We start from the raw sequence: 19,267 nt of genomic DNA on the forward strand, positions 1-19,267 counted from the left end.
AGCCCTTTTGGATTTTGGATTTTGGATTTTGGATTTTGGATTTTGGATTTGGCATTAAAAACCCGGGCATCAAGGGGTTTTCGTCGGGCGAAAAAATACTATCTCCTTCAACTTTGTATTATAGCAGTATGCACTTAGGTTAAAACATTAGACCTTCAGGGGGGCGGGACGCCTGCCCTACGTCTATATCCCAGTAGTAATATGGGTTAGGACAATAGGAGCCGGAGTGCGGGAGTGCAAAAGAGGCCGAAATGTACGAACCTAAGTGGCTGCTGCTATATATTGTTCTAACCAATATGACTGCTGCTATATAGCACTAGGAAGTTAGGTTAGGGATTCCGGCTAGAATGTTCGCTTCCTTACCCCCTAAACCCTAAACCCTAACCCCTAACCCCTAACCCCTAACCCCTAATCCCTAATCCCTAACCCCTAATCCTGCAGTGTGAGCGCTAGCCAAATTGCTTTCCCCACCATTGATAAGCGAGCAGATTGTGTGGCTGTTTTCTGCCACCGCACCAGATTTTCTCCGAAAGTCCGATCTTGCTTCGCCCTGTGGGCAATCACTTGAACAATCGCCTTTTGCTGCAGTTCTTCGGTGGAAATTCCCTGGCTTTTCAGGTAATCCAGCAACCGCTGCACGCTCTCTACAAATTGCTCTGGCGCTTGGTTGGCGAGGATATATTGAATCTGGCGCACCACCTCTTGATACACCTGCTGCCGCTTTCCCGATGTCGGTTGCTCTCGCGACGGTGGGAAGGGGGGTGGCTGCGGGGCGGACGCTGATGAGGGCGCGGAATAGTTCAGCAGCGCCGTGATGTTGAGCAGGCGAAAGATGTCGGCGCGGCGGGCGTTTAAGCGCCGCAGCATCTCCGGGTAAAGCTGCAAAATCCGCCCCGCCACAAGTTTGGCGCTGACAAAATGGTTGGCTTTCAACTTCAGCAAATAGCCATCCTCCCGGGATTCAAACGACTGCACCGTCAGGGTGAGTTCGTGGCTTTCCAGCTCCACTTGAGCCAGCGCAAACACTAAAGCCTGCCAGTTGGGAGGTTGTGGGAAGGAAACTTCCACCACTGACTCCTTGACTTGCCGGTGCTGGCCCAACTCTCCGGGATCAAAATCCCGACCGGCTGGGTAGCGCTCCTTGGGGCTTTTGGTGGCGTAGTTGAAGTCCGTAAAGATGTACCGGCAGTCCACCTTGGAGAAATCGACGAATTCCAGGTGCCAGTTGTGGGTGCAGCAGCCAGTCATTTTCGCGCCATCGAGATTGGTGGGGATCAGCCGGCTCTCCAGCAGGTAGGCGTCTCTCAAATCCGCTTCGCTCAAGGTGGCGTCTTTCAGATACGCCCCACTCAAGTCCGCCCGCCGCAAATCGGCTCCCCGCAAAGACGCCTCACTTAAGTCTGAGCGCAACAGGTAGGCGTCTTGCAGGTTGGCTCGCAGTAAGTGGGAGTTTTTGAAGCTGGTTTTCAGCAGGTAGGCTCCCGTGAGGTTGGCTCGGCTCAAGTCAGCGCTGTCTAGCGTCGCTTCGCTCAAGTCCGCGCCGGTGAGAACCACCCGGTGCAAGTCCGCCTGAGTGAGATTTGCCAGACGCAGATTGACAGCGCTGAGGTTGGCTTCAATCAGGTTGGCTCCAATTAAGAGCGCTTCTCGCATGGAAGCTTCTTCCATGTGGCTCTCCCGCAGATTGGCACCCGTCAGGTTGGCACCGGTGAGGCTGGCTCGCCGCAAATTGGCTTCCATCAATTCCGCCCGCAACAGCTGGGCACCATTGAGTTTCGCCCTTTCCAGATTGATTTGGTCGAGCTTGGAGTCGGTGAGATCGCAGCCGGTGAGGTCGGCTTCTTGCAGGACGGCCCAGTTGAGGTCGGCTTCCTGCAGGGAAGCCATCCGCAGATCCACTTTGCTGAGATTTGCGCCACTCAATATGGCTTGGTTGAGATTGCTGCCGGTGAGCGCTGCGCTGCGGAGATCGGCGCGGCGCTTTCCTTGCGCCGGTGAGCTGGCTGTGCGTAATCGACGCCCAGCTGAGGTTGGCACCGCACAGATCTGAGCCGGTCAGGTCGATATTGCGCAGATTCGCCCCGCTCAGGCTGGCACCGGCGAGGTCAATGTGCGAAAAATTCCGCTCTCCCTGTTGGTAGCGATCTAGAAGCTCCTTGACTTGCATTTTGGCCCTTAGGGCAGTTAGCGATAGCGGATAGCTCTGACAGAACTCAGGCAAAATTAAGCGCCGGCAGCAAGCTGCGGGGAGCGCTGACAGGGCACCCTGCTGTGTGAGTTGGGGACACGCTGTGAGGGCAGTGCCGGTGGCGGCTGCGGTAAGTTTCAATCCCGTTTCCGGGATTCAGCTGGCCAAAGTTCTTGTCCTCCTACCCCCTGCTGAAATCATTGTCGCATTGAAATGGGCAACGCTTGCACAACTGGGATGCTCCGTAGAACCTTGAACCTTACTGCCACCCTTAGCCGCGCTCGGAACGGAAACAAGGGGATATCGCCAAAGTTGACCCACTGTTACAATTGCGGTGGCACTGACTCTATAGATATAGTCCTATGAAGCGCACTCTCAAATGGCTCTCTATTATTACTGCCGCTGTTAGCATTGGCGTTCAAGTGCCCGTTTGGGCTGAGGGCAATGACCCCGCAGCGCAGGCTAAGCCAGAGCCGGCGGCTTCAGACAAACCGGCACCGGCTCAGAGTGCCCCAGAAACGCCGGCGAAACCCGAGCCGGCGGCTTCAGACAAACCGGCACCGGCTCAGAGTGCCCCAGAAACGCCGGCGAAACCCGAGCCGGCGGCTTCAGACAAACCGGCACCGTCTCACAATACCCCAGACACTCCCAAAAAGCCAGAGCCCGCAGCCCCCGACAGACCGGCACCGGCTCAGAATACCCCAGAAACCCCCAAAAAGCCCGAGCCGGCGGCTCCCGACAAGCCGGCACCGGCTCAGAATACCCCAGAAACCCCCAAAAAGCCCGAGCCGGCGGCTCCCGACAAGCCGGCAGCTTCAGAGTCGGGGGATGTGCTGCAGTTGCTGAACCGAGGGCGGTATCTGGCGAGCAGGAAACAGTACGAACAAGCGCTGGCCATTTACGAGCAGGCGCTGAGCCTCAAGCCCGATTCAGCCGCCGCACTGGCAGGCAAAGGGGCGATGCTCGCACAGTTGAGCCGGTATGACGCCGCGATAGCCGCTTTGCAGAAAGCTACGGATCTCAAGGGCGATTACTCTCTGGCTTGGTTCGAGCGCGGCGTGGTGCTCAGGGACATGAACCGCAACGAAGAAGCGGTGCAGGCGTTTGACAGGGCGATTCAAGTCAATAATCAGTGGGGCGGCGAAACGCTTGAAGCAGCTTGGAGTCACAAAGGTTCGGCGCTGTGGAAGCTGGGGCGCAAAGAAGAAGCGCTGGCAGCTTTTGACAGAGCGACTGGCATCAATCCCCAATTTGCCCTGGCCTGGTACAATCGCGCTACAGCTTTATTGCAGTTACAGCAGTACGAAAATGCGATAGAAGCTTATGACAGAGCCTTGCAAAGCAGGGGGGAGTGGGGAATGGATACCAGCCCTTCTAATGCGTGGTACAATCGGGGCGTGGCGCTAGAACAGCTGAAGCGCTACGAAGACGCCATCAATTCTTATGACCGAGCGCTGAGAGTTACTCCCAATCACCTGAAGGCGAGACAGCGGCTGGCTGCTTTGCGCCGGCAGTTAGGGCGCTAGGCTTATTGTGCATTTTAGATGGTGTTTTGGGGGTGCGGCAGGCGTCTCGCCTGTGCTCTCGCCTCTATATCGCTCTGGCGCTGATTAAGGCAGCCAGCGAGGGCGGACACCGATAAAGGGCAGCTGTTCTGGCTGCGTGGGGGTGCCGGCAGTTTCCCCGAGCGGTATAACAGGCAGCAGCCACATGCGACTGGTTTTCACCGTTTCCCCCGCAGACGTGCGCGGACCGATAGTTTGCGACTTGTTTTGCCGGTCGATGACCAGCTGGTCGAACAAAATCGCCAAACCGTCGGGTGCCAGACTCATTTGTATGTCCCGCTGCTGCGGGAGAACAACCAGCGGCGTCACTTTAGCGCTCTTGAGGTCAATCGCCGCGATATAAGGTTCTTCCTGGTACTGCTCACCTTTGAGCAACTGCGTCAGCAAGCAATAGACCGTTGCGCCATCAGGGGCGAACTGGGCGCTGATAATCGAGCCGGTGGTGCGCAGGAGTTCTTTCTGCACGCCCCGGTTAGTCACCAAAAACAGCGAGCGGGTGTAATCCGGGTTAAATTGCACCATTGCCGCCGCAGAATTATCCCTGGCAAAGCTGAGCAACCGGCCAAACTTCGGCAGAAAATCAATCGGTTTTGCCTGCGATTCCTCCTGCGGTTGCAGCGGCACAATCGCCACCCCTTGTCCTTGGGCAATCGCCATAGAATTATTATCCGGCGCAATCAGAAACTCGCCCCCCGGTTGAGTTTCCAAACGTCTCGGCGCGGCGGGCGGCTGAATTATCCAGATGCCAAAATCTTTGCCCGGATTTTTCCGGCTCACCCGCTGCACGGCGATGGTCTTGCCATCCGGCGACAGGTCAAATCTCAGGTTCTGGTAGTCGGAGCTGTCTAAAATCCGCTCAATTTTGCCAGCCTTTTCGGAGCGCGAGCCGGATTTTTCCGGGGAGTTCGGGTGAATGCCGGTGGTCACCGTGTACAGCTGCGCGTCAAAGGAGCCTTTAGCAAACTCCGAGCGGTTTTCAGCAGAAAATAGAATCCGGTCTCCATCGGGATAGGGCTCAAAGTCCATAACCACCTGCTCTGGTGGCGTCAGGGGAACCGGTTTCTGGCCTTGTGTGACATTCACCAGCATTAACCTTCCCGCTTCTTTCTCCTCAACCCCGAGATAGACAAAGGCGCGGTCGCGGCTGCGAAACTGGCCGGTGAAAGGCTCAATTTGCACTTTCTTGCCCGTGTCTTTGCTGTAAATATCTAGCGCCTTTTGCAACTCTAGCTTGTAGGCGGTGCCATAGGCCGGCGGCGCAGTCAGCGTATAGGCCATCCGACGCCCAGCCCAGCTGATCTTACCGGGCAGGGGCGGCTCTATGCGCAGGTTCTCTTCCACACTGGTGCGATCCATCGGGCGGCTGAAGGTGAGGATGAAGCGCGTATCCGAGGCTCCCACTTGTTTATTTCCCCAGCTGAAGTCCCTCACGCGGGGGACAGTCTGGTCTCCTTGCCACAAAAGCAGCCCAATCAGCACGCTCAGCACCAGCATCAGCAAAATGGCCGCGCGGTCGATCGGTTGGAAAAACTGCTTGGAAGTTACATCTGAGCTTGACATCGGCTTGAAAGCTTAAAATTTTGGTACTGTTTTATTAGCCTAGCGGACAGCGCTAGCATTTGACCAGGCGATCCCCTCCCGCCCGTGAACTGTCCTGTGTTACGCTGTTTCTCGGTTTGACTTGCCAGTCAATTCAACGGCTACCTCGCCAGGGGTTGCTCAGCATTCATTCTTCAATGAGTTGCCAAGAGCGGGACTCTCTAATCTATTATACATTCGCACACCCCTCTAAAATCGAATTTTTCACTTCTCAAATCGCTCTCACTCATGGTACAACCCTCTCTGACACATTTAGGTAATGAAATCTTTCTAGTTGAGCGACTGCTCAATCCCTCCCTGTGTGACCATATCATCCAGATTGCCGAGTGCGCCCAGTTTGGCCAAGCCGGAATTGCGCTGGAAATCTCAGACCCACAGCTTCGCAATAATGATCAGCTGCGGCTAGAGGGCAGCTCCCTTCTGGACTCCACCAATGAGCTGTTGCTTGGCGCGGTTGCCATCATTCAAAACCTGCTTTACCAGCACTACGGTATCCTCTTTGCCCACGTCGAGACTTGCTCCATCCTCCGCTATCAAAAAGGACAGTTCTACAAGCGCCATATTGATAACTTACTGCTGCCCAGCCGGCTTGAAGAAGCCGCCAACGGTATCCCAATCAGGGATATCAGTGTTGTCGGCTACCTGACAGAGTATTTTGAAGGAGGAGAGACTTTCTTTGACCGGCAAAATTTGAAAGTAAAGCCCGAAATGGGAAGTGTCTTAGTGTTTCCAGCTTACTACACCCACCCTCATCAATCCCTGCCGGTAAGCGAAGGGAAAAAATATTGCTTTACCACTTGGCTATTTCATTAACTATTGCCTCTCGTTTCCTCTCGTGACCTGGCTCCTGCCCAGTCCCTACAGGGATCTTTTTGTTCAAAGTTTGTAGTTGGGCTAAAGCCCAAAGTTCGTAGTTGGGCTTTAGCCCAAAGTTTGTAGTTGGGCTAAAGCCCAAAAGTTCGTAGTTGGGCTTTAGCCCAAAAGTTCGTAGTTGGGCTTTAGCCCAAAAGTTCGTAGTTGGGCTTCAGCCCAAAAGTTCGTAGTTGGGCTTTAGCCCAAAAGTTCGTAGTTGGGCTTTAGCCCAAAGGTTCGTAGTTGGGCTTTAGCCCAACCGGCTTGAAACACTAATACTCGTAGGGATTCTTGGGTTTTGGAATCTGCTTGAGCGAACTGGCTTCGATAGTGAGCTGGCGCTTGTTTGCTAGCGTTTCGGTAATCATCTGACCTTCGATTTCCAGCCAGGTGTCTGGAGGATAAGCAGTGCGGCTTTGCGGCAACTTCACCGGCAGCCCCACCGGATAAGCGTCTGCAGCGCAGCAGGTGAGGACAAACCGAGCCACCAGCAGGTACTGTTCGGGTAAGTTGGGAGGATGGATGACAAATCCCTGCACTTTCACTTTTTCGCCGGTGTGGTCGTCTGGTTCGGGATAGACATTTAATGTCCGCACCCAGTCAATGAGCGAGCGCTCCTCAGGGCGGGTGGCGGTGCGAAACGTTGGCGGTTGCGGTCGCGTCACAGATAAAATGTCCGTCACTCCCCGGTCAAGTGCGGTTTCGCTGGCAAAAACCTGGGGCGTAATCGCTATCCCGAGAATCGCCGTGACGAGCAGCAAAATACTGCCCAAACCGGGGGGGAACAAACTGATATGCCCGCCGGTGGGACTGACCGGCGCTGAGGAAAATTTGCCCAGTCGCCGCAAGAGTTGCAGCGCCCTCAAAGTGCTGATGCCTATCAAGATAGCACCTGCAGCGACCACCAGCCAAAAATAATTCGGGTGAATCAGCAGGTATAACTTGTCCGTGAGCCAGTATTTCACCAGTAAAATTCCCCAGGCTCCCAGGGCAAAAACATCCAGCCAGGGCAATAAATGGTTATTCGCTTTGTTTGAGCTTTCAGTCGGTTTCATCAGCGTCCACAGGTTCTATATTTACTCTCGCACTCTCTTTCCTTTACACTTTGTAGGGTGCGTTCCGTATCCCCCTCGCACTCTGTATGGTGCTTCTCCTGAAGCGGAACGCACCCTACGAATTCAGTACCGTGGTTCTCCTGAAGCAGAACGCCCCCTATTTTGCACTCTGTAGCGTTCGCATCCCCTAAAACTTTGTGCTGCGGTTCTCCTTCAGCGGAGCGCACCCTACTTCTTTCATCGGGAGCATCCCGTTTTTGCAAAGATGTTACCCTCACCCCCCTAACCCCCCTCTCCCAGGGCGGGAGAGGGGGGAAAAACTAAGAATTCTCCCCTCTCCCCTTGTGGGAGAGGGGTTGGGGGTGAGGGGGATTACAAAAATGGGATGCTCCCCTTTCATCTCGCTCACCCACTTAACTGAAATGCAAATTGAGAGCCAGGGTCAGCAAAAAAGTCAGCTGAGCGGCAAGAGCGAACAAGTAAAACACAGCCTTTCTCTTGAAAACCATCAGCATCAGCCCAACGCCTTTGAGGTCAATCATCGGCCCAAACACTAAGAAAGCCAGCAGGGAACCGCTGGTAAAGGTGGAAGCAAAAGAAAGCGCGAAAAATGAATCCACCGTCGAACAGATGGAGACGACTGCTGCCAGCACCAGCATAGCAACAATAGAAGTCACCGGCCCCTGGCCCAGGGAGAGGATCAGGTCACGGGGAGCAGCGACTTGAAGGATGGCGGCGATGGCGCTCCCCATCACTAACACCGCGCCCAACTCCCTAAGCTCCTGCACTGTATTGTCCAGCAACAGCCGCAGCTTGTCTGGCAGGGGTTTCTTGGCAGTGCTGTAGGCGAGCGAAGATGCCTGCAGCACCGATGGGTCCAGGCGCACCGGCGCTCCAGGCTCGCCCAGCAAAAACGTACCCGACTGCAACAGCAGCGACGGCGGCTCAGCCCCACCGGCAGGCTCGGGTTTGGGCGGGGAATACCTGGGAATGGCGCGAGCCACAGCCGGTTGCAGCAGGGGGCGCAAGTCAGCCTGAGCGCTGAACACCCAGCCAATGATAGTGGCTATGGCCAGGGAAAATACAACCCGCAGCACCACGATCTCCGGCTGGTCCCGAAACGCAGTCCAGGTTGACCAAATCACTATCGGGTTGATTGTCGGCGCAGCCAGTAAAAACCCAACCGCCACGGATGCCGGCACCCCCTGCATCAGCAACCGCCGCGCCACCGGCACGTTGCCGCACTCGCACACCGGAAACAAAAAGCCCACCGAACTGCCGACTAAAGCCCCCAGCAGCGGGTTGCGGGGCAGCTTTTGGATCAGGAAGCCCTCATCGACAAACAGCAGCAGCAAACCTGAAAACACAACCCCCAGCAGCAGGAAGGGGATCGCTTCCACTAACAAACTTAAGAAGATAGTAAAAGCCTGGTTGAGTTGATTCATGCGGGTTAGTGTGAGGAGCCTTACTTGGATGCTCTGTCTAGCCATTTGCCATAACAGCAGCTTACAGAAAATCCGCCCCAAATCCCACCCCTCAGGGTTGGCTGCAGATTGTCCGCCCCATATTCTCGCCGCCACGGCACTCAACGGTGCGGCGGGGGAGTTCTGTCCTTTGGCCCAGTCGCCTCCCGCACGGAGCGCCGGCTATAGCAGTATGCACTTAGGTTAGAACATTAGACCTTCAGGGGGGGCGGACGCCTGCCCTACGTCTATATAGCAGTAAGCATTTAGGAAACCTACATTCCGGCCTCCCTTGCTCCAGAGCTCCCGAAGCTTCTATTGTTCTAACCAATATGACTGCTGCTATATCAACTGCCGGTGTCCCTCCGGCGCTCCTCTAAATCGAGAAGCACAGGGGGTTCCGGGGAAAGGGCGCTTGTGAGCGCCCCCGGCGCTCTTCTTTCGCAAAAAAACTCCCCTGCCGCCTCCCGAAATTTACTGAACCCGCCTGCAGTTGCCTCTACAGCTCCCAGTATAATTTCTTAATAAACAGAACCTCTCACCGCTAGCCCGGACACAGGCCGTTACATGTGGCCCTGCGGCAAATTTTTGTTACCGGCACCTGGCGTTCTCTTAAAGCACCTGTCTGAAAGGCGTTTAGGGTTAACAAAAAGTTAAAATTATCTTAATATTAAATTAGGTTTGAAGAAATAAAAGTTTAAAAAACTTTACAGAACAAAAGAGTAGCTATATCGATGACAGAGCGCCATTTTCAAAAGCAATTCAAATCATTGTGCTAACATCATTAGGAGGATAGGGCGCGCACCTATTTGGAAGTAATAGCGGATCGAGGTGCCGGCATTCTGCCTCTCCCTCACCCCGCTCTGCCGCCAGCGATCTTTTACGCCGGCGTTTCGGGTTTTCCGCCGGCTCAAACGAGCTGGTTTGGGAACAAGCTCGCTCGCCATAGCATTGGAACTCGCAGACTCTCTGCTGCGAGAGAGCCGCAAGATTTTTTGCGGATAGAAGCTTCCCTGAAGATAGCCAGTGTGCTTTTCGAGCAGAATAACGTAAACTTCCGTTACTGTTTATGGTATGCAGCCAACTCTTCAAACCCCCTTACTGTTTATGTTCAATGGGCCGCGCTCCGATTTTACAGCTCCACCTGTCTTAGTGGGCTGCCCTCAAAACCTCCATTTAGAGTCCACCCTTCAAGAACTGCCCCTTTTCGACTGTCAGGTTGAATCTTACCATCCAGGTAGGGAAGTCGCTCGCAGATTTAAAGAAAATCCGCTGCTGTGTGGCGTGATTCTCATGAAACAGGGAGAATTTGCCGGCATGATTTCCCGGCGGCGCTTTTTGGAACACCTCAGCCGCCCCTACGGCCTAGAACTGTTTTTGCAAAGACCCCTGACCTCCCTGTATCGCTTTGCCCAGACTGAGATTTTGATTTTCCCCAAAGATACTTTAATCGTCGAGGCGGCGCGGCAATCTCTGCACCGGCCCGCTGAGTTGCTCTACGAGCCGGTTGTCGTTGAAATGGCACCTCGGGACTACAAATTACTGGACGCACACCAGTTGCTGGTGGCTCAGTCACACATTCACCAACTGGCCACAACCTTGCTCAAAGACCTCTACCAGCAGCTGGAGACAGCCAACCAAGAACTGCAGCGCCTGGCCACCTCCGATGGCCTCACCGGGGTGGCCAACCGGCGCAAATTCGATCAGTACATCGAGCAAGAGTGGCGGCGGCTGAGGCGCGAGGGAGAACCGCTGTCCCTGATTCTCTGCGATGTGGACTTTTTCAAGCGCTACAACGACACTTACGGTCATGTTGCCGGTGACGAGTGTTTGCGGCGGGTTGCCGGCGCTATCAGCTCTGCCGTCAGGCGTCCAGCCGATTTAGTCGCCCGCTACGGAGGCGAAGAATTTGCCGCGATTCTCCCCAACACCGGCGCTCACAGTGGCCTCTATGTGGCCGAAACCATCCGCTCGGCAGTCCGAGCGCTGCAGCTCCCTCACCCCAAATCACTGGCAGCCGGCACCGTCACCGTGAGTTTGGGCGTCTCCTGCATCACTCCCGACTGCGACACCTCACCGGCTCAGCTGATTGCGGCAGCCGATCTGGCCCTGTATCAGGCCAAGCTAGACGGGCGCGATTGCCTGCGCTACGCCAGCGCCACAGCACCTTCCTCCAGCTCTGTGCTGCAACCCGCTGTAGACTGGCAACTGTGGGACACTTCCCCCACTTCTTAACCCTGGAAGCCGGCAGCCCTATTTGTGCCCGATGTAGCCGGTACTACACCATCGGGGAGCAGAGAAATGATACCTTTTTACTTGACAGCTCTCCCCAACAAACAGTTAATTTGGGGTTAAGTTCTAGTTAGGCTGGCCTTAAAGAGTAAAGAATTATTACAGTCAACTTAAATCTCCTTTAAAATGAAAATAATAAAATACCCTTAGAGACAGGGAAAACAAAAAGAAAGGGGTTAGCAGTCATGTTAGCAATGAATCAACTTTCAGGCGAGCTATCAGTCATGGAGGGGAGTCTCAATGCTGGAACTCAAGAGTTACGCTTGGAGTCAACGCTCCAAGAGCTGAAGCTGCACGACTTTCAGGTTGAGTCAGAGCATCTGGGGAAAGAACTGGCTAAGGCTTTTACAGAAAATCCGCTGCTGCCAGGAGTTATCTTGATGGATCGGGGTCAGTTAGCCGGCATGATTTCCCGCCGGCGATTTTTGGAACATCTCAGCCGCCCTTACGGAGTGGAACTGTTTACGAGGAGACCGATTAAAACTTTATATCGCTTTGCCGAAATCGATATTTTGGTTTTTCCCGCTCACACCTTAATTGTAATGGCCGCTCGCCGGTCTTTGCAGCGAGAGCCGGAATCGCTCTACGAACCCATCGTGGTCGAGTTTGAAAATCAGGGTTACAAACTCTTGGACGCCCATCAATTGCTGGTGGCGCAGTCCCACATCCACGAACTGACCTCTCGGTTGCTGAACGAGCAAACCAAAGCCCAGATGATTCAAACCGAAAAAATGGCCAGCTTGGGGCGGATGGTGGCTGGGGTGGCTCACGAGATCAGGAATCCAGTCAACTGCATTGGGGGCAATATTGGATTCCTGTCAAACTACTGTCAAGACCTGATTGAACTCCTGTCAGTTTACCAAGAAGAAGTTGCCGATGAATCTCTGAGTATTTCTCAAAGAAAAGAAGAAATAGAATTAGACTATGTGCGGGGAGATTTGCCGAAAGTGGTGGAAAGTATCCGGGTGAGCGCCGAGCGATTAACCCAGATTGTCAGCAGCCTGCAAAACTTCTCGCACATGGATGAGACAAATCGCAAACCCGCTGACCTCCATCAATGCCTTGACAGCACCCTGTTGATCCTGCGCAACCGGCTCAAATACAGCATTGCAGTCGTGAAAAACTATGGGGATCTGCCGCCGGTGAGGTGCTATTCCGGGCAGCTGAGCCAGGTATTTATGAACCTGCTCAGCAATGCGATTGACGCCTTAATGGAGAAAGCCGAGTCGCAACCGGCAGGCTCGACTTGGAAACCCCAGATTGACATAGCCACGCAAGTGTGCTCCCCACCGGCAGGTGTGACAGCAGGTTCGGATGAACGCTGGGTGTCTATCCGGATTGCCGATAATGGCCCGGGCATCCCGCCTGAAATTCAGCAGCGCATTTTTGACATGTTCTTCACCACCAAGCCGGTCGGCAAGGGCACCGGTTTGGGATTGGCCATCAGCCATCAAATCGTCACCGAAAAACATGCCGGTTTCTTGAATCTGCGCTCGATAGCGGACTCGCAACTAGCCACCGGCACCGAGTTTGAAATTCTCCTGCCAATTTCAGCCGGTTTACCCTGAGCCCTTGGCTTTCTCGCTCAAGCGTGCCGGAAAATCCATTATCCCCGGCAACCCGCAGCAGCCGGCTGCTACTTCAAAGCAACGAGCCAGGGTGACGGATTGGCGAGCGCCCGAATAAATTATCTGAATTCCGCTTGTAGAGTTTTTCACGGTCAGGCGTCTGGCAAAATTCACTGCCGGTTCTCAGCGGGCCGGCACACATCAATGGAACATCCAGAAATAGCATTAAGAAACCATCAAGAAACCGGGTTTCTTTAAGAAGCCCGGTTTCTGGCCAGGTTTATGGCCCGTGACGCCGCCCGCCCGCAACTCCCCTCCGCCAGCAAAATTCCATCGTACCTGCAAGCAGATATAATATTCGGATATAATACCGCGCTCGCCGGTCGCACCCCACACGCGCCCCGCTCTCCGGCGAGCCGGCTGACAGGCATTTCCCAGCTGTCGGGTGCGGCAGGGGGCCCATTGTGCCGGCCTGAGGCACCAGAGAAAAGAAATGGTAGGCTTAGTGAGTAGCTGAAGTGTTGCTGATGCCCTGTGCCAAAGGAATTTGGTTCTGCCTTACCGCAGCCGTCTCTATCCGAGGGGAGCAATCAAGACCTCCGTTTGGAGTCAACCCTCCAGGAACTGCCCCTGTACGATTTTCAGGTCGAGTTAAGCTGTCGGGGCGCTGACGTCGCCCGAGTGTTTGAAAAATATCCCCTGCTCCCCGGAGCCATCCTGGTGGAGCGAGGAGAGTTTGCCGGCGCGATCTCGCGCCAGCGACTGCTAGAATACTTGCTGCGCCCCCGCGGGCTGGAGCTGTTTTTGAATGAACCGCTGAGCGTTCTGTACAGCTACGCTCGCACTGAGATTTTAGTGCTTCCCGAAAGCACGCCAATCGTAGCGGCGGCGCGACAGGCGCTCAGGCGCTCCCCGGAACTGTTGGGGGAACCCATCGTCGTCTTAAAGGAGCCCCAGACTTATCAATTATTAAACCTCCACGAGTTGAACATTGCTTACTGGCAAATCCGAGGCATCGAAACACAGGTGCGGCTGGAGCACATGCAAGCCCAGATGATTCAAAGCGAGAAAATGGCCAGTTTGGGGCGTCTGGTAGACGGCGTGGCTCACGAAATTTTAGACCCAGTGGGTTTTATCTGGGGCAACCTCACTTACGTCTCAACCTATAGCGAGGGTTTGGTGCAGTTGGTGGAAGCTTACGAAAAACTCCTGCCCGCTGTGCCGGCAGAGATTGCAGAACTCAAAGAAGAGATTGAATTTGATTTCTTGCAGCAAGACTTGCCCCGCACCCTCGCCAGTATCCGCACGGGAGCGGAGCGGTTAAAAAAATTTGTCACCAGCCTGCAAAACTTCTGCCATATCGATGAAGTCTATCCCAAGCCGGCGGACTTGCACGCCTGCATTGACAGTGTTCTGATGCTGCTCAAAAGCCGCCTCAGCGGCGAAATTGAAATTGTAAAAAATTACGGCCACCTGCCGCCGGTGACTTGCTACGCTAGCCAGCTCAGCCAAGTGTTTATGAATATCCTCAGCAATGCCATTGATGCCTTAATTAACCAGTCCCTCAATCAAAAATTTGCCGCAGAGTTCAGGGATACAGGACAGAGCTATTCGCCACTCGAAAGGACGCAAAAGCCTCGCATTGAAATCACTACCCGAGTTTGCTCTCTGGGCACCGCCGCACCAGATGGGCTTAAGTCTCGCGCCGTCTCGATTCGGATTGCAGACAACGGTCCTGGCATGTCTCCCCAGCAGCAGCAGCAGATTTTGGCGTCTTTCTCCACACAGAGACGGGCGGAGAAGGAAACCAGTCTGGCGCTGAGTTACTGGATCGTCACCGCCAAGCACGGGGGGCAGTTTTATTTGCGCTCCCGCAGCGTCTTTGAAGCCGGTTCGCGCACCTCTTTCCCGGGAGCGGACTCCCTGTCGCGACACCCCTCAAGAACCCTAACTCGCAGCGTAACCGAAGGAAATACCGCCAGAGCAGGAGAGCCGCAACCCCCCACCGGCACGGAATTTGAGATTTTGCTGCCCTTGGTCTAGGACTCCACCGGTTAGGGGGCGCGGGGTTAGGAGTCAGCCTTTAGGAGTTACATATACCACCTAACACCTAAAACCTAAAATCTAAGACCTAAGGATAGGGATCAGGAGTTGGGAGTTAGATATATAGCAGTAGCCACTTAGGTTAGGACGTAGGACAGGCGTCTCGCCTGTCCCAAAGACCTAGAGGCCCGGCGAACGCCGTACCTACGTCTATACTTCGTATCGAGCGTGTCCTAAACTGACTGTTTATTGCTATACCATCGAAAACCTAACACCTAACACCTAACACCTCAGGTTAGGGGTTGGGGGAAAGCCAATGCCCAATCCAAAATCCCCAATCCAAAATCCAAAATCCAAAATCCAAAATGCCCATGCCCCATGCCCCATGCCCCATGCCCCATGCCCCATGCCCCATGCCCTGCCCCCCACACCCCATCTCCTAGCTTGTCCTTTACATTTCTTAGCAAGTCCTCCGCCGGCATCCCCTCTCTATCCCACAGGCGGCTTTTCTCCGAAAGTTCCTCCTTCTGTCCGGACTGAGTGTAAAATTTGTGTAAAAATACAGATGTCAGCCTTAAAGAATTGCTATTAACCCCGAAACCATATTGACACGGATTGTAGAAGGGTTTAAGGTAGCAATATCTACGTGAAAATACTTAAATGGGGCTTTTGCAGTGTCTTTTATAGAATCCATATCTATTCCGAATAGCCTGTCAGCTCCCGCGTCTGACTTAATCCGGGACTTTGGTTTCGCAGAAGGCTTCCACCAGATGCCGCCGGCGCAGCCGGCATTAATCCAGCTTGATTTTGAGAACTTAAAGGGTTTTGAGCAGCTGAGCGACCAGTACGCTAGCTCGGGCGTGCGGTTTGAGGGTGCGATTGCCCTGCAGCCATCCAACCCCGCTTTTGCGCCCTCTGATGCCTCTCAGGTGCTGATGCCGCTCGTCAACCAGACCGGCATCACAGCCTATTTTCGCCGCCCCGCCAGCAGTGCCGGTGCCTTCGTGATTGGCACCAAACCCGTCGTGCTAGCCGCTTTTGACGCAGATGGGAACCGGCTTCGAGAGATGAACACCGGCGCAAACTACGTTATCTCACCCGCCGGTGAGCTGCCCAAACTCCTGCCCCATCACCGCCTAGAAGTGACCGGCACCGCCATCGCTAAGGTTGTCTTTTACTCCAACGCCCCCTTTATTCTGGATGATTTTTTCTTCTCCCACTGAGCCGGTAAGCCAGAAAACAGGCCCGGTTTGGCCACTAGCCATCCAGTTTTGACAGGAAAGCATCAAATCCGCCGGCAGGCCGAAAAATTACCGATTTACTATATTTCATTTATAGCAGTAGCCACTTAGATTAGGACATTAGACCTTCGGGGCAGGCGGGACGCCTGCCCTACGTCTATAGAGCAGTAAGCATTTAGGAAACCTACATTCCGGCCTCCCTTGCTCCAGAGCTCCCGAAGCTTCTATTGTTCTAACCAATATGACTGCTGCTATACAATACGACCGCAAAACCAGGGGCTAAATGCATCTAATTTGCTTATCTTGCGATAGGCGATCCGCCAGTCAGTCGGGTCGGCAGCGCGTCCCTTCCCAGAAACCAGGTTCAACCTGGTTTCTGGCCGGGCGCTCCGGCTCAAATTACCTGCAGTAGGCGGAGATATCTTCCCCACACTCATCAGCTAGGAAAGACAGCGCCCGAAAGCGCAATCCCACGAATTGCTCGTACAGAGGATTCAGCTTACATAGTGGTGGAATCTGGAAAAGCGTGCGCCCAAACAGCTGAATATCTCGCTCAAAGGGACAGTGGGCTGGGATGATTTTGCACAGCAAACGAGCTAGTTTGGGGCTGTCAATTTCTAGGGCGTCAAGCCACCGGCGCACCCGATGCAGCAGATCGCTCTCACTTCTGTGGGGAGGAGCAATTACAAAAGAATTCTGAAGGCCAGAGAGGGTCATAGAAATCAGCCTTTTTAGAAGAGATTCGGCGGACACTGAACACTCTTGCTTAAGCCGGCAAAAAGCACCCCCGTCTAACCGCCGGTGCGCTGCAAGCGCAACGCCCGATGCCTCCGCACAGCCGGGATGCAATTCCTAGCTCAATGGTTTCAATGTCTGCCCGCTCCAAATTATTTCTCTAGCTACTGGAATTTCGTATATTTAGATACAAAAAACCCCGATTGATGCTAATTCCAGATTCGCCCAATCCGATTTGAGAATCCCTTGACAAAAAAACACTTTATTAGTATAATATTATACCAGAAGTGAGAACTCCAGCCCTCACCCCACCGGCGGGGTAAGGGCTTTGGGAGCATCCCGGTTGTGCAAAGAAACCCAAATGAATGCGACAGTGATTTCAGCAGGGGGTAGGAGGAGAAGATTTTTGGCCAGCGAATCAAAGGAAACGGGATTGAAACAGGACTTTAGTCGTTACGGCCAGCAATTAGGCAGTGGGCTAGCCAGACGCCACCTCCAGCAAACCGGCAGGCGGCGCAACCTCAACCCGACCGGCTGACAAATCCACCACCGGCACAATCTCCTTGACAAACGGAATCAGCACCGTTGCCGGTGCGGCTGGTTTTGGCTTGGGTTTGCCTTTTTTACCCGCCGGTGCCGGTGGGTCCTCCTCCGCAGCAGCGGCAACCGCCTGGGGTGACTCCTTAAGCTTCACCTCCAGCAAATCATTGCCGGCGGGGATAACATCCACCACCGTCCCGATGAATTGGCCGGTCAGCTGGTTGAACACCTGCAAACCCAGCAAATCCCGGACGTGATACTCATCTTCCTCCAAAACAGGGCGGTCGGTTTCTGGCACCAGCAGGACGGCACCCGCCAGCGCCTCTGCCTGGTTGCGGTCCTCAATGCCGGCCAGTTGCAGCACATATAACCCCTTCCCAGGGATATACCGCCCGCCCAGCAACTCAACCGGCTGCGGTTCCCCAGCGCCGGTGCGCCGCAACCACCGGCGTCCGGGCTCCAAAAACCGTTCCGGAAAATCAGAACTGGGATAAACCCGCACCTCACCGTCCAAACCTTGAGGTGCCACAATTTTGCCAATTTCTAGCCAATTGTCATTTGTCATATCATGTACGAGCGCATCAATTATATATATAAAAGTGTTGTAGGGGCGGGTTCACCCGAAACAGTTGTGGCACAACGAAGCGTTGTAATAAACCCGCCCCCGCCCCCGCTCACGGCCAATAAAATCCTATCTCATCTTTTTGAACAGTCCCAATTCAGCATCACCGCCAACCCTTACCTCTCCATGTGAGAGGGAGCGCGGGCGAGGAATTTTATTGGTTGTGATTAACCGGGCGTTGCGCATCAAAAGCATGAAACTGTACGCGCTTTTCTCTTGCCAGGTTGCCCCTAAACGATGACAGGGCAGTCTCCGTGCGGTCCCCGCCCTACAGAGATCACCATCCCGCAATTTTGCAACGCCATTAACCGTATAAAAAAAATAGTGTCCGCCTTTAAAATATTAGCCCGCGCAGGCGGGCTTTGTTTGTATAGCGGCAGAATTCATTCTGCCGCTATACAAGCACACAGCCGGATATTATCCGAGCTAACCGCTAACAGCTGACTGCAGGTAAACTTGCTCGACAACCTTTGCCAAGCGCTGCATGCCGGTTTCAATTTCCCCGTCGGGGGTAATCAGGACGTTGCGCTCGGTTAAATTCAACCCGTAGCGGCGATTAAAAGATGGTGTTGGCGAATGCGTGAGGGGTTAGACCTACAGCTAGTTCCTAGGCGATTATCCAGGTTCCTGGCGATTGAAATCGCGGCTATACAGACGAAGCCCGCCTTCGCGGGCTAAGAGTAGAGCGAGACTCTCACAAGCTGCGCGGTTTTTCCTCCTCCGGGCTTGAGCTGGGAACGAGGAAACTTGGGGGTGGGGTCTTACCCCACATCAATTCGCCAACAGCATCTTAAAATCCCCGACAATAGCGTCAATCAGCGGCTGGTATCCCTGAGACGACCCGTACCGGCAAACCATCTCCCCATACTCGGAGCTGGCCAGAAGCCTGAAGTGCTTATATGCTACAGGTTACAAGTCTCTGCGCGAGAGAAGAGACCAACCCCAGCCGCCGACATCCAAAACCCAGCCAGCCCCCTCCACCAGCCACACCCCCTTACCCACATTCCACCTCCCTCCGCTCCAGGTGTAGTGACAAATAGGGTCACAAGGGAGATGTCCTTTTTTACTATCCTTCAGATTAAATATCAGGTCTTTTTCGTACAACCAATCCAAAAAAAAGAATACCTCCTCTTTTTGTACAAAATCTCCTCCTCTCCTCCAGTCTATTGTATCACAAAACTTCTTGTAAGTATCATAATCAGCGTCCCACCGGCCACCTACACGTAACCAGATTTGCTTTTGAACGGAAAACCCAAAGTGGCCATTTGAATAATGCACCCATAACTGGTCTATCGTTTTCAGGTCCGTGCTGGTAAATTTCAGCCAATCATCACCATCGAGATATTCTTTCTTTTCACAATTAGCAGCCTTGAGGACGAGCAAGCGAGTTTCCTTATCAGCTTCGTGCCATTGACCAGCTGCTAGGAGGTCACGCAGGTGGGTATAGTCTAACACAACTGTCATAAATCCTTCCTCGAAAAATAAGTGTAGGCCCTCGGAATGG

At 54.0% G+C, this 19,267-nt stretch carries 15 protein-coding genes and 1 pseudogene; 6 read left to right on the forward strand and 10 right to left on the reverse strand.

Going from position 1 to position 19,267, the window contains the following annotated elements; genetic code table 11:
* Window positions 1–429 precede the first annotated feature (429 nt).
* Together OSC10802_RS41240 and OSC10802_RS56635 are read right to left on the reverse strand one after the other, a co-directional pair.
* The gene (locus OSC10802_RS41240; RefSeq protein ID WP_232731725.1) at window positions 430–2,037 is read right to left on the reverse strand and encodes a pentapeptide repeat-containing protein; all 1,608 of its coding nucleotides are present in this window, start codon (window positions 2,035–2,037) and stop codon (window positions 430–432) included.
* 7 nt (window positions 2,038–2,044) lie between these two features.
* A pseudogene (locus tag OSC10802_RS56635) lies at window positions 2,045–2,167 on the reverse strand (pentapeptide repeat-containing protein); the annotation flags it as partial.
* Between the two features lie 383 nt (window positions 2,168–2,550).
* Between OSC10802_RS56635 and OSC10802_RS41245 the strand changes: the two are divergent.
* Window positions 2,551–3,714 carry a tetratricopeptide repeat protein gene (locus tag OSC10802_RS41245; RefSeq protein WP_017718998.1) on the forward strand — a complete coding sequence of 388 codons (1,164 nt, stop codon included), beginning with the start codon at window positions 2,551–2,553 and terminating at the stop codon, window positions 3,712–3,714.
* A gap of 84 nt (window positions 3,715–3,798) precedes the next feature.
* Here OSC10802_RS41245 and OSC10802_RS0122355 read toward each other — a convergent pair whose 3' ends face one another.
* On the reverse strand, window positions 3,799–5,313 hold the full coding sequence (locus tag OSC10802_RS0122355) for an Ig-like domain-containing domain (RefSeq protein WP_017718999.1): 1,515 nt from the start codon (window positions 5,311–5,313) through the stop codon (window positions 3,799–3,801).
* Between the two features lie 267 nt (window positions 5,314–5,580).
* Here OSC10802_RS0122355 and OSC10802_RS0122360 point away from each other — a divergent pair, with 267 nt between their 5' ends.
* Window positions 5,581–6,165, forward strand: a complete 585-nt coding sequence (locus OSC10802_RS0122360) for a prolyl hydroxylase family protein (RefSeq protein ID WP_017719000.1) — start codon at window positions 5,581–5,583, stop codon at window positions 6,163–6,165.
* Between the two features lie 311 nt (window positions 6,166–6,476).
* On the opposite strand, the gene OSC10802_RS0122365 is transcribed toward OSC10802_RS0122360, so the two are convergent.
* The 4 genes from OSC10802_RS0122365 to OSC10802_RS50655 all read right to left on the reverse strand — a co-directional run bounded on the left by OSC10802_RS0122365 (window position 6,477) and on the right by OSC10802_RS50655 (window position 9,669).
* On the reverse strand, window positions 6,477–7,259 hold the full coding sequence (locus OSC10802_RS0122365; RefSeq protein ID WP_017719001.1) for a TIGR03943 family putative permease subunit: 783 nt from the start codon (window positions 7,257–7,259) through the stop codon (window positions 6,477–6,479).
* Window positions 7,260–7,672: 413 nt separating this feature from the next.
* Complete coding sequence (locus tag OSC10802_RS0122375) at window positions 7,673–8,704, reverse strand: permease (protein ID WP_017719003.1); 1,032 nt, start codon at window positions 8,702–8,704, stop codon at window positions 7,673–7,675.
* A 91-nt stretch (window positions 8,705–8,795) separates the two neighbouring features.
* Entirely contained in the window at window positions 8,796–8,921 is a 126-nt protein-coding gene (locus OSC10802_RS55785; protein WP_255349162.1) for a hypothetical protein, read from the reverse strand.
* A 568-nt stretch (window positions 8,922–9,489) separates the two neighbouring features.
* A complete protein-coding gene (locus OSC10802_RS50655) occupies window positions 9,490–9,669 on the reverse strand; it encodes a hypothetical protein (protein WP_155968215.1) in 180 nt (59 codons plus the stop codon).
* A 346-nt stretch (window positions 9,670–10,015) separates the two neighbouring features.
* On the opposite strand from OSC10802_RS50655, the gene OSC10802_RS0122380 reads away from it, so the two are divergent.
* The 4 genes from OSC10802_RS0122380 (at window position 10,016) to OSC10802_RS44670 (ending at window position 15,848) form a co-directional block, all read left to right on the forward strand.
* Window positions 10,016–10,957 carry a GGDEF domain-containing protein gene (locus tag OSC10802_RS0122380; RefSeq protein ID WP_232731726.1) on the forward strand — a complete coding sequence of 314 codons (942 nt, stop codon included), beginning with the start codon at window positions 10,016–10,018 and terminating at the stop codon, window positions 10,955–10,957.
* Between the two features lie 251 nt (window positions 10,958–11,208).
* The gene (locus OSC10802_RS0122385; RefSeq protein ID WP_232731727.1) at window positions 11,209–12,582 is read left to right on the forward strand and encodes a sensor histidine kinase; all 1,374 of its coding nucleotides are present in this window, start codon (window positions 11,209–11,211) and stop codon (window positions 12,580–12,582) included.
* A 534-nt stretch (window positions 12,583–13,116) separates the two neighbouring features.
* A complete protein-coding gene (locus OSC10802_RS0122395) occupies window positions 13,117–14,625 on the forward strand; it encodes a sensor histidine kinase (protein ID WP_017719007.1) in 1,509 nt (502 codons plus the stop codon).
* A gap of 674 nt (window positions 14,626–15,299) precedes the next feature.
* Window positions 15,300–15,848 (forward strand): hypothetical protein, encoded by a 549-nt coding sequence (locus OSC10802_RS44670; protein ID WP_017719009.1) that lies wholly within the window; start codon window positions 15,300–15,302, stop codon window positions 15,846–15,848.
* A 417-nt stretch (window positions 15,849–16,265) separates the two neighbouring features.
* On the opposite strand, the gene OSC10802_RS0122410 is transcribed toward OSC10802_RS44670, so the two are convergent.
* The 3 genes from OSC10802_RS0122410 to OSC10802_RS41260 form a co-directional block, all read right to left on the reverse strand.
* Window positions 16,266–16,583 carry a Mo-dependent nitrogenase C-terminal domain-containing protein gene (locus tag OSC10802_RS0122410; protein ID WP_017719010.1) on the reverse strand — a complete coding sequence of 106 codons (318 nt, stop codon included), beginning with the start codon at window positions 16,581–16,583 and terminating at the stop codon, window positions 16,266–16,268.
* A 496-nt stretch (window positions 16,584–17,079) separates the two neighbouring features.
* Entirely contained in the window at window positions 17,080–17,706 is a 627-nt protein-coding gene (gene rimM, locus OSC10802_RS0122415) for a ribosome maturation factor RimM (RefSeq protein WP_017719011.1), read from the reverse strand.
* Window positions 17,707–18,672: 966 nt separating this feature from the next.
* Window positions 18,673–19,227, reverse strand: a complete 555-nt coding sequence (locus tag OSC10802_RS41260; RefSeq protein WP_017719013.1) for a GUN4 domain-containing protein — start codon at window positions 19,225–19,227, stop codon at window positions 18,673–18,675.
* Between the last annotated feature and the right edge of the window lie 40 nt (window positions 19,228–19,267).

Origin of the sequence: Kamptonema formosum PCC 10802 (assembly GCF_000332335.1) — a bacterium.
Lineage (GTDB): Bacteria > Cyanobacteriota > Cyanobacteriia > Cyanobacteriales > Oscillatoriaceae > Oscillatoria.

Bases quoted from the DNA above. Each gene is read 5' to 3' on its own strand.
- OSC10802_RS41245 (WP_017718998.1), top strand. From the start codon at position 2,551: ATGAAGCGCACTCTCAAATGGCTCTCTATTATTACTGCCGCTGTTAGC.
- OSC10802_RS0122355 (WP_017718999.1), bottom strand. From the start codon at position 5,313: ATGTCAAGCTCAGATGTAACTTCCAAGCAGTTTTTCCAACCGATCGAC.
- OSC10802_RS0122360 (WP_017719000.1), top strand. From the start codon at position 5,581: ATGGTACAACCCTCTCTGACACATTTAGGTAATGAAATCTTTCTAGTT.
- OSC10802_RS0122365 (WP_017719001.1), bottom strand. From the start codon at position 7,259: ATGAAACCGACTGAAAGCTCAAACAAAGCGAATAACCATTTATTGCCC.
- OSC10802_RS0122375 (WP_017719003.1), bottom strand. From the start codon at position 8,704: ATGAATCAACTCAACCAGGCTTTTACTATCTTCTTAAGTTTGTTAGTG.
- OSC10802_RS50655 (WP_155968215.1), bottom strand. From the start codon at position 9,669: ATGGCGAGCGAGCTTGTTCCCAAACCAGCTCGTTTGAGCCGGCGGAAA.
- OSC10802_RS0122380 (WP_232731726.1), top strand. From the start codon at position 10,016: ATGAAACAGGGAGAATTTGCCGGCATGATTTCCCGGCGGCGCTTTTTG.
- OSC10802_RS0122385 (WP_232731727.1), top strand. From the start codon at position 11,209: ATGAATCAACTTTCAGGCGAGCTATCAGTCATGGAGGGGAGTCTCAAT.
- OSC10802_RS0122410 (WP_017719010.1), bottom strand. From the start codon at position 16,583: ATGACCCTCTCTGGCCTTCAGAATTCTTTTGTAATTGCTCCTCCCCAC.
- rimM (WP_017719011.1), bottom strand. From the start codon at position 17,706: ATGACAAATGACAATTGGCTAGAAATTGGCAAAATTGTGGCACCTCAA.
- OSC10802_RS41260 (WP_017719013.1), bottom strand. From the start codon at position 19,227: ATGACAGTTGTGTTAGACTATACCCACCTGCGTGACCTCCTAGCAGCT.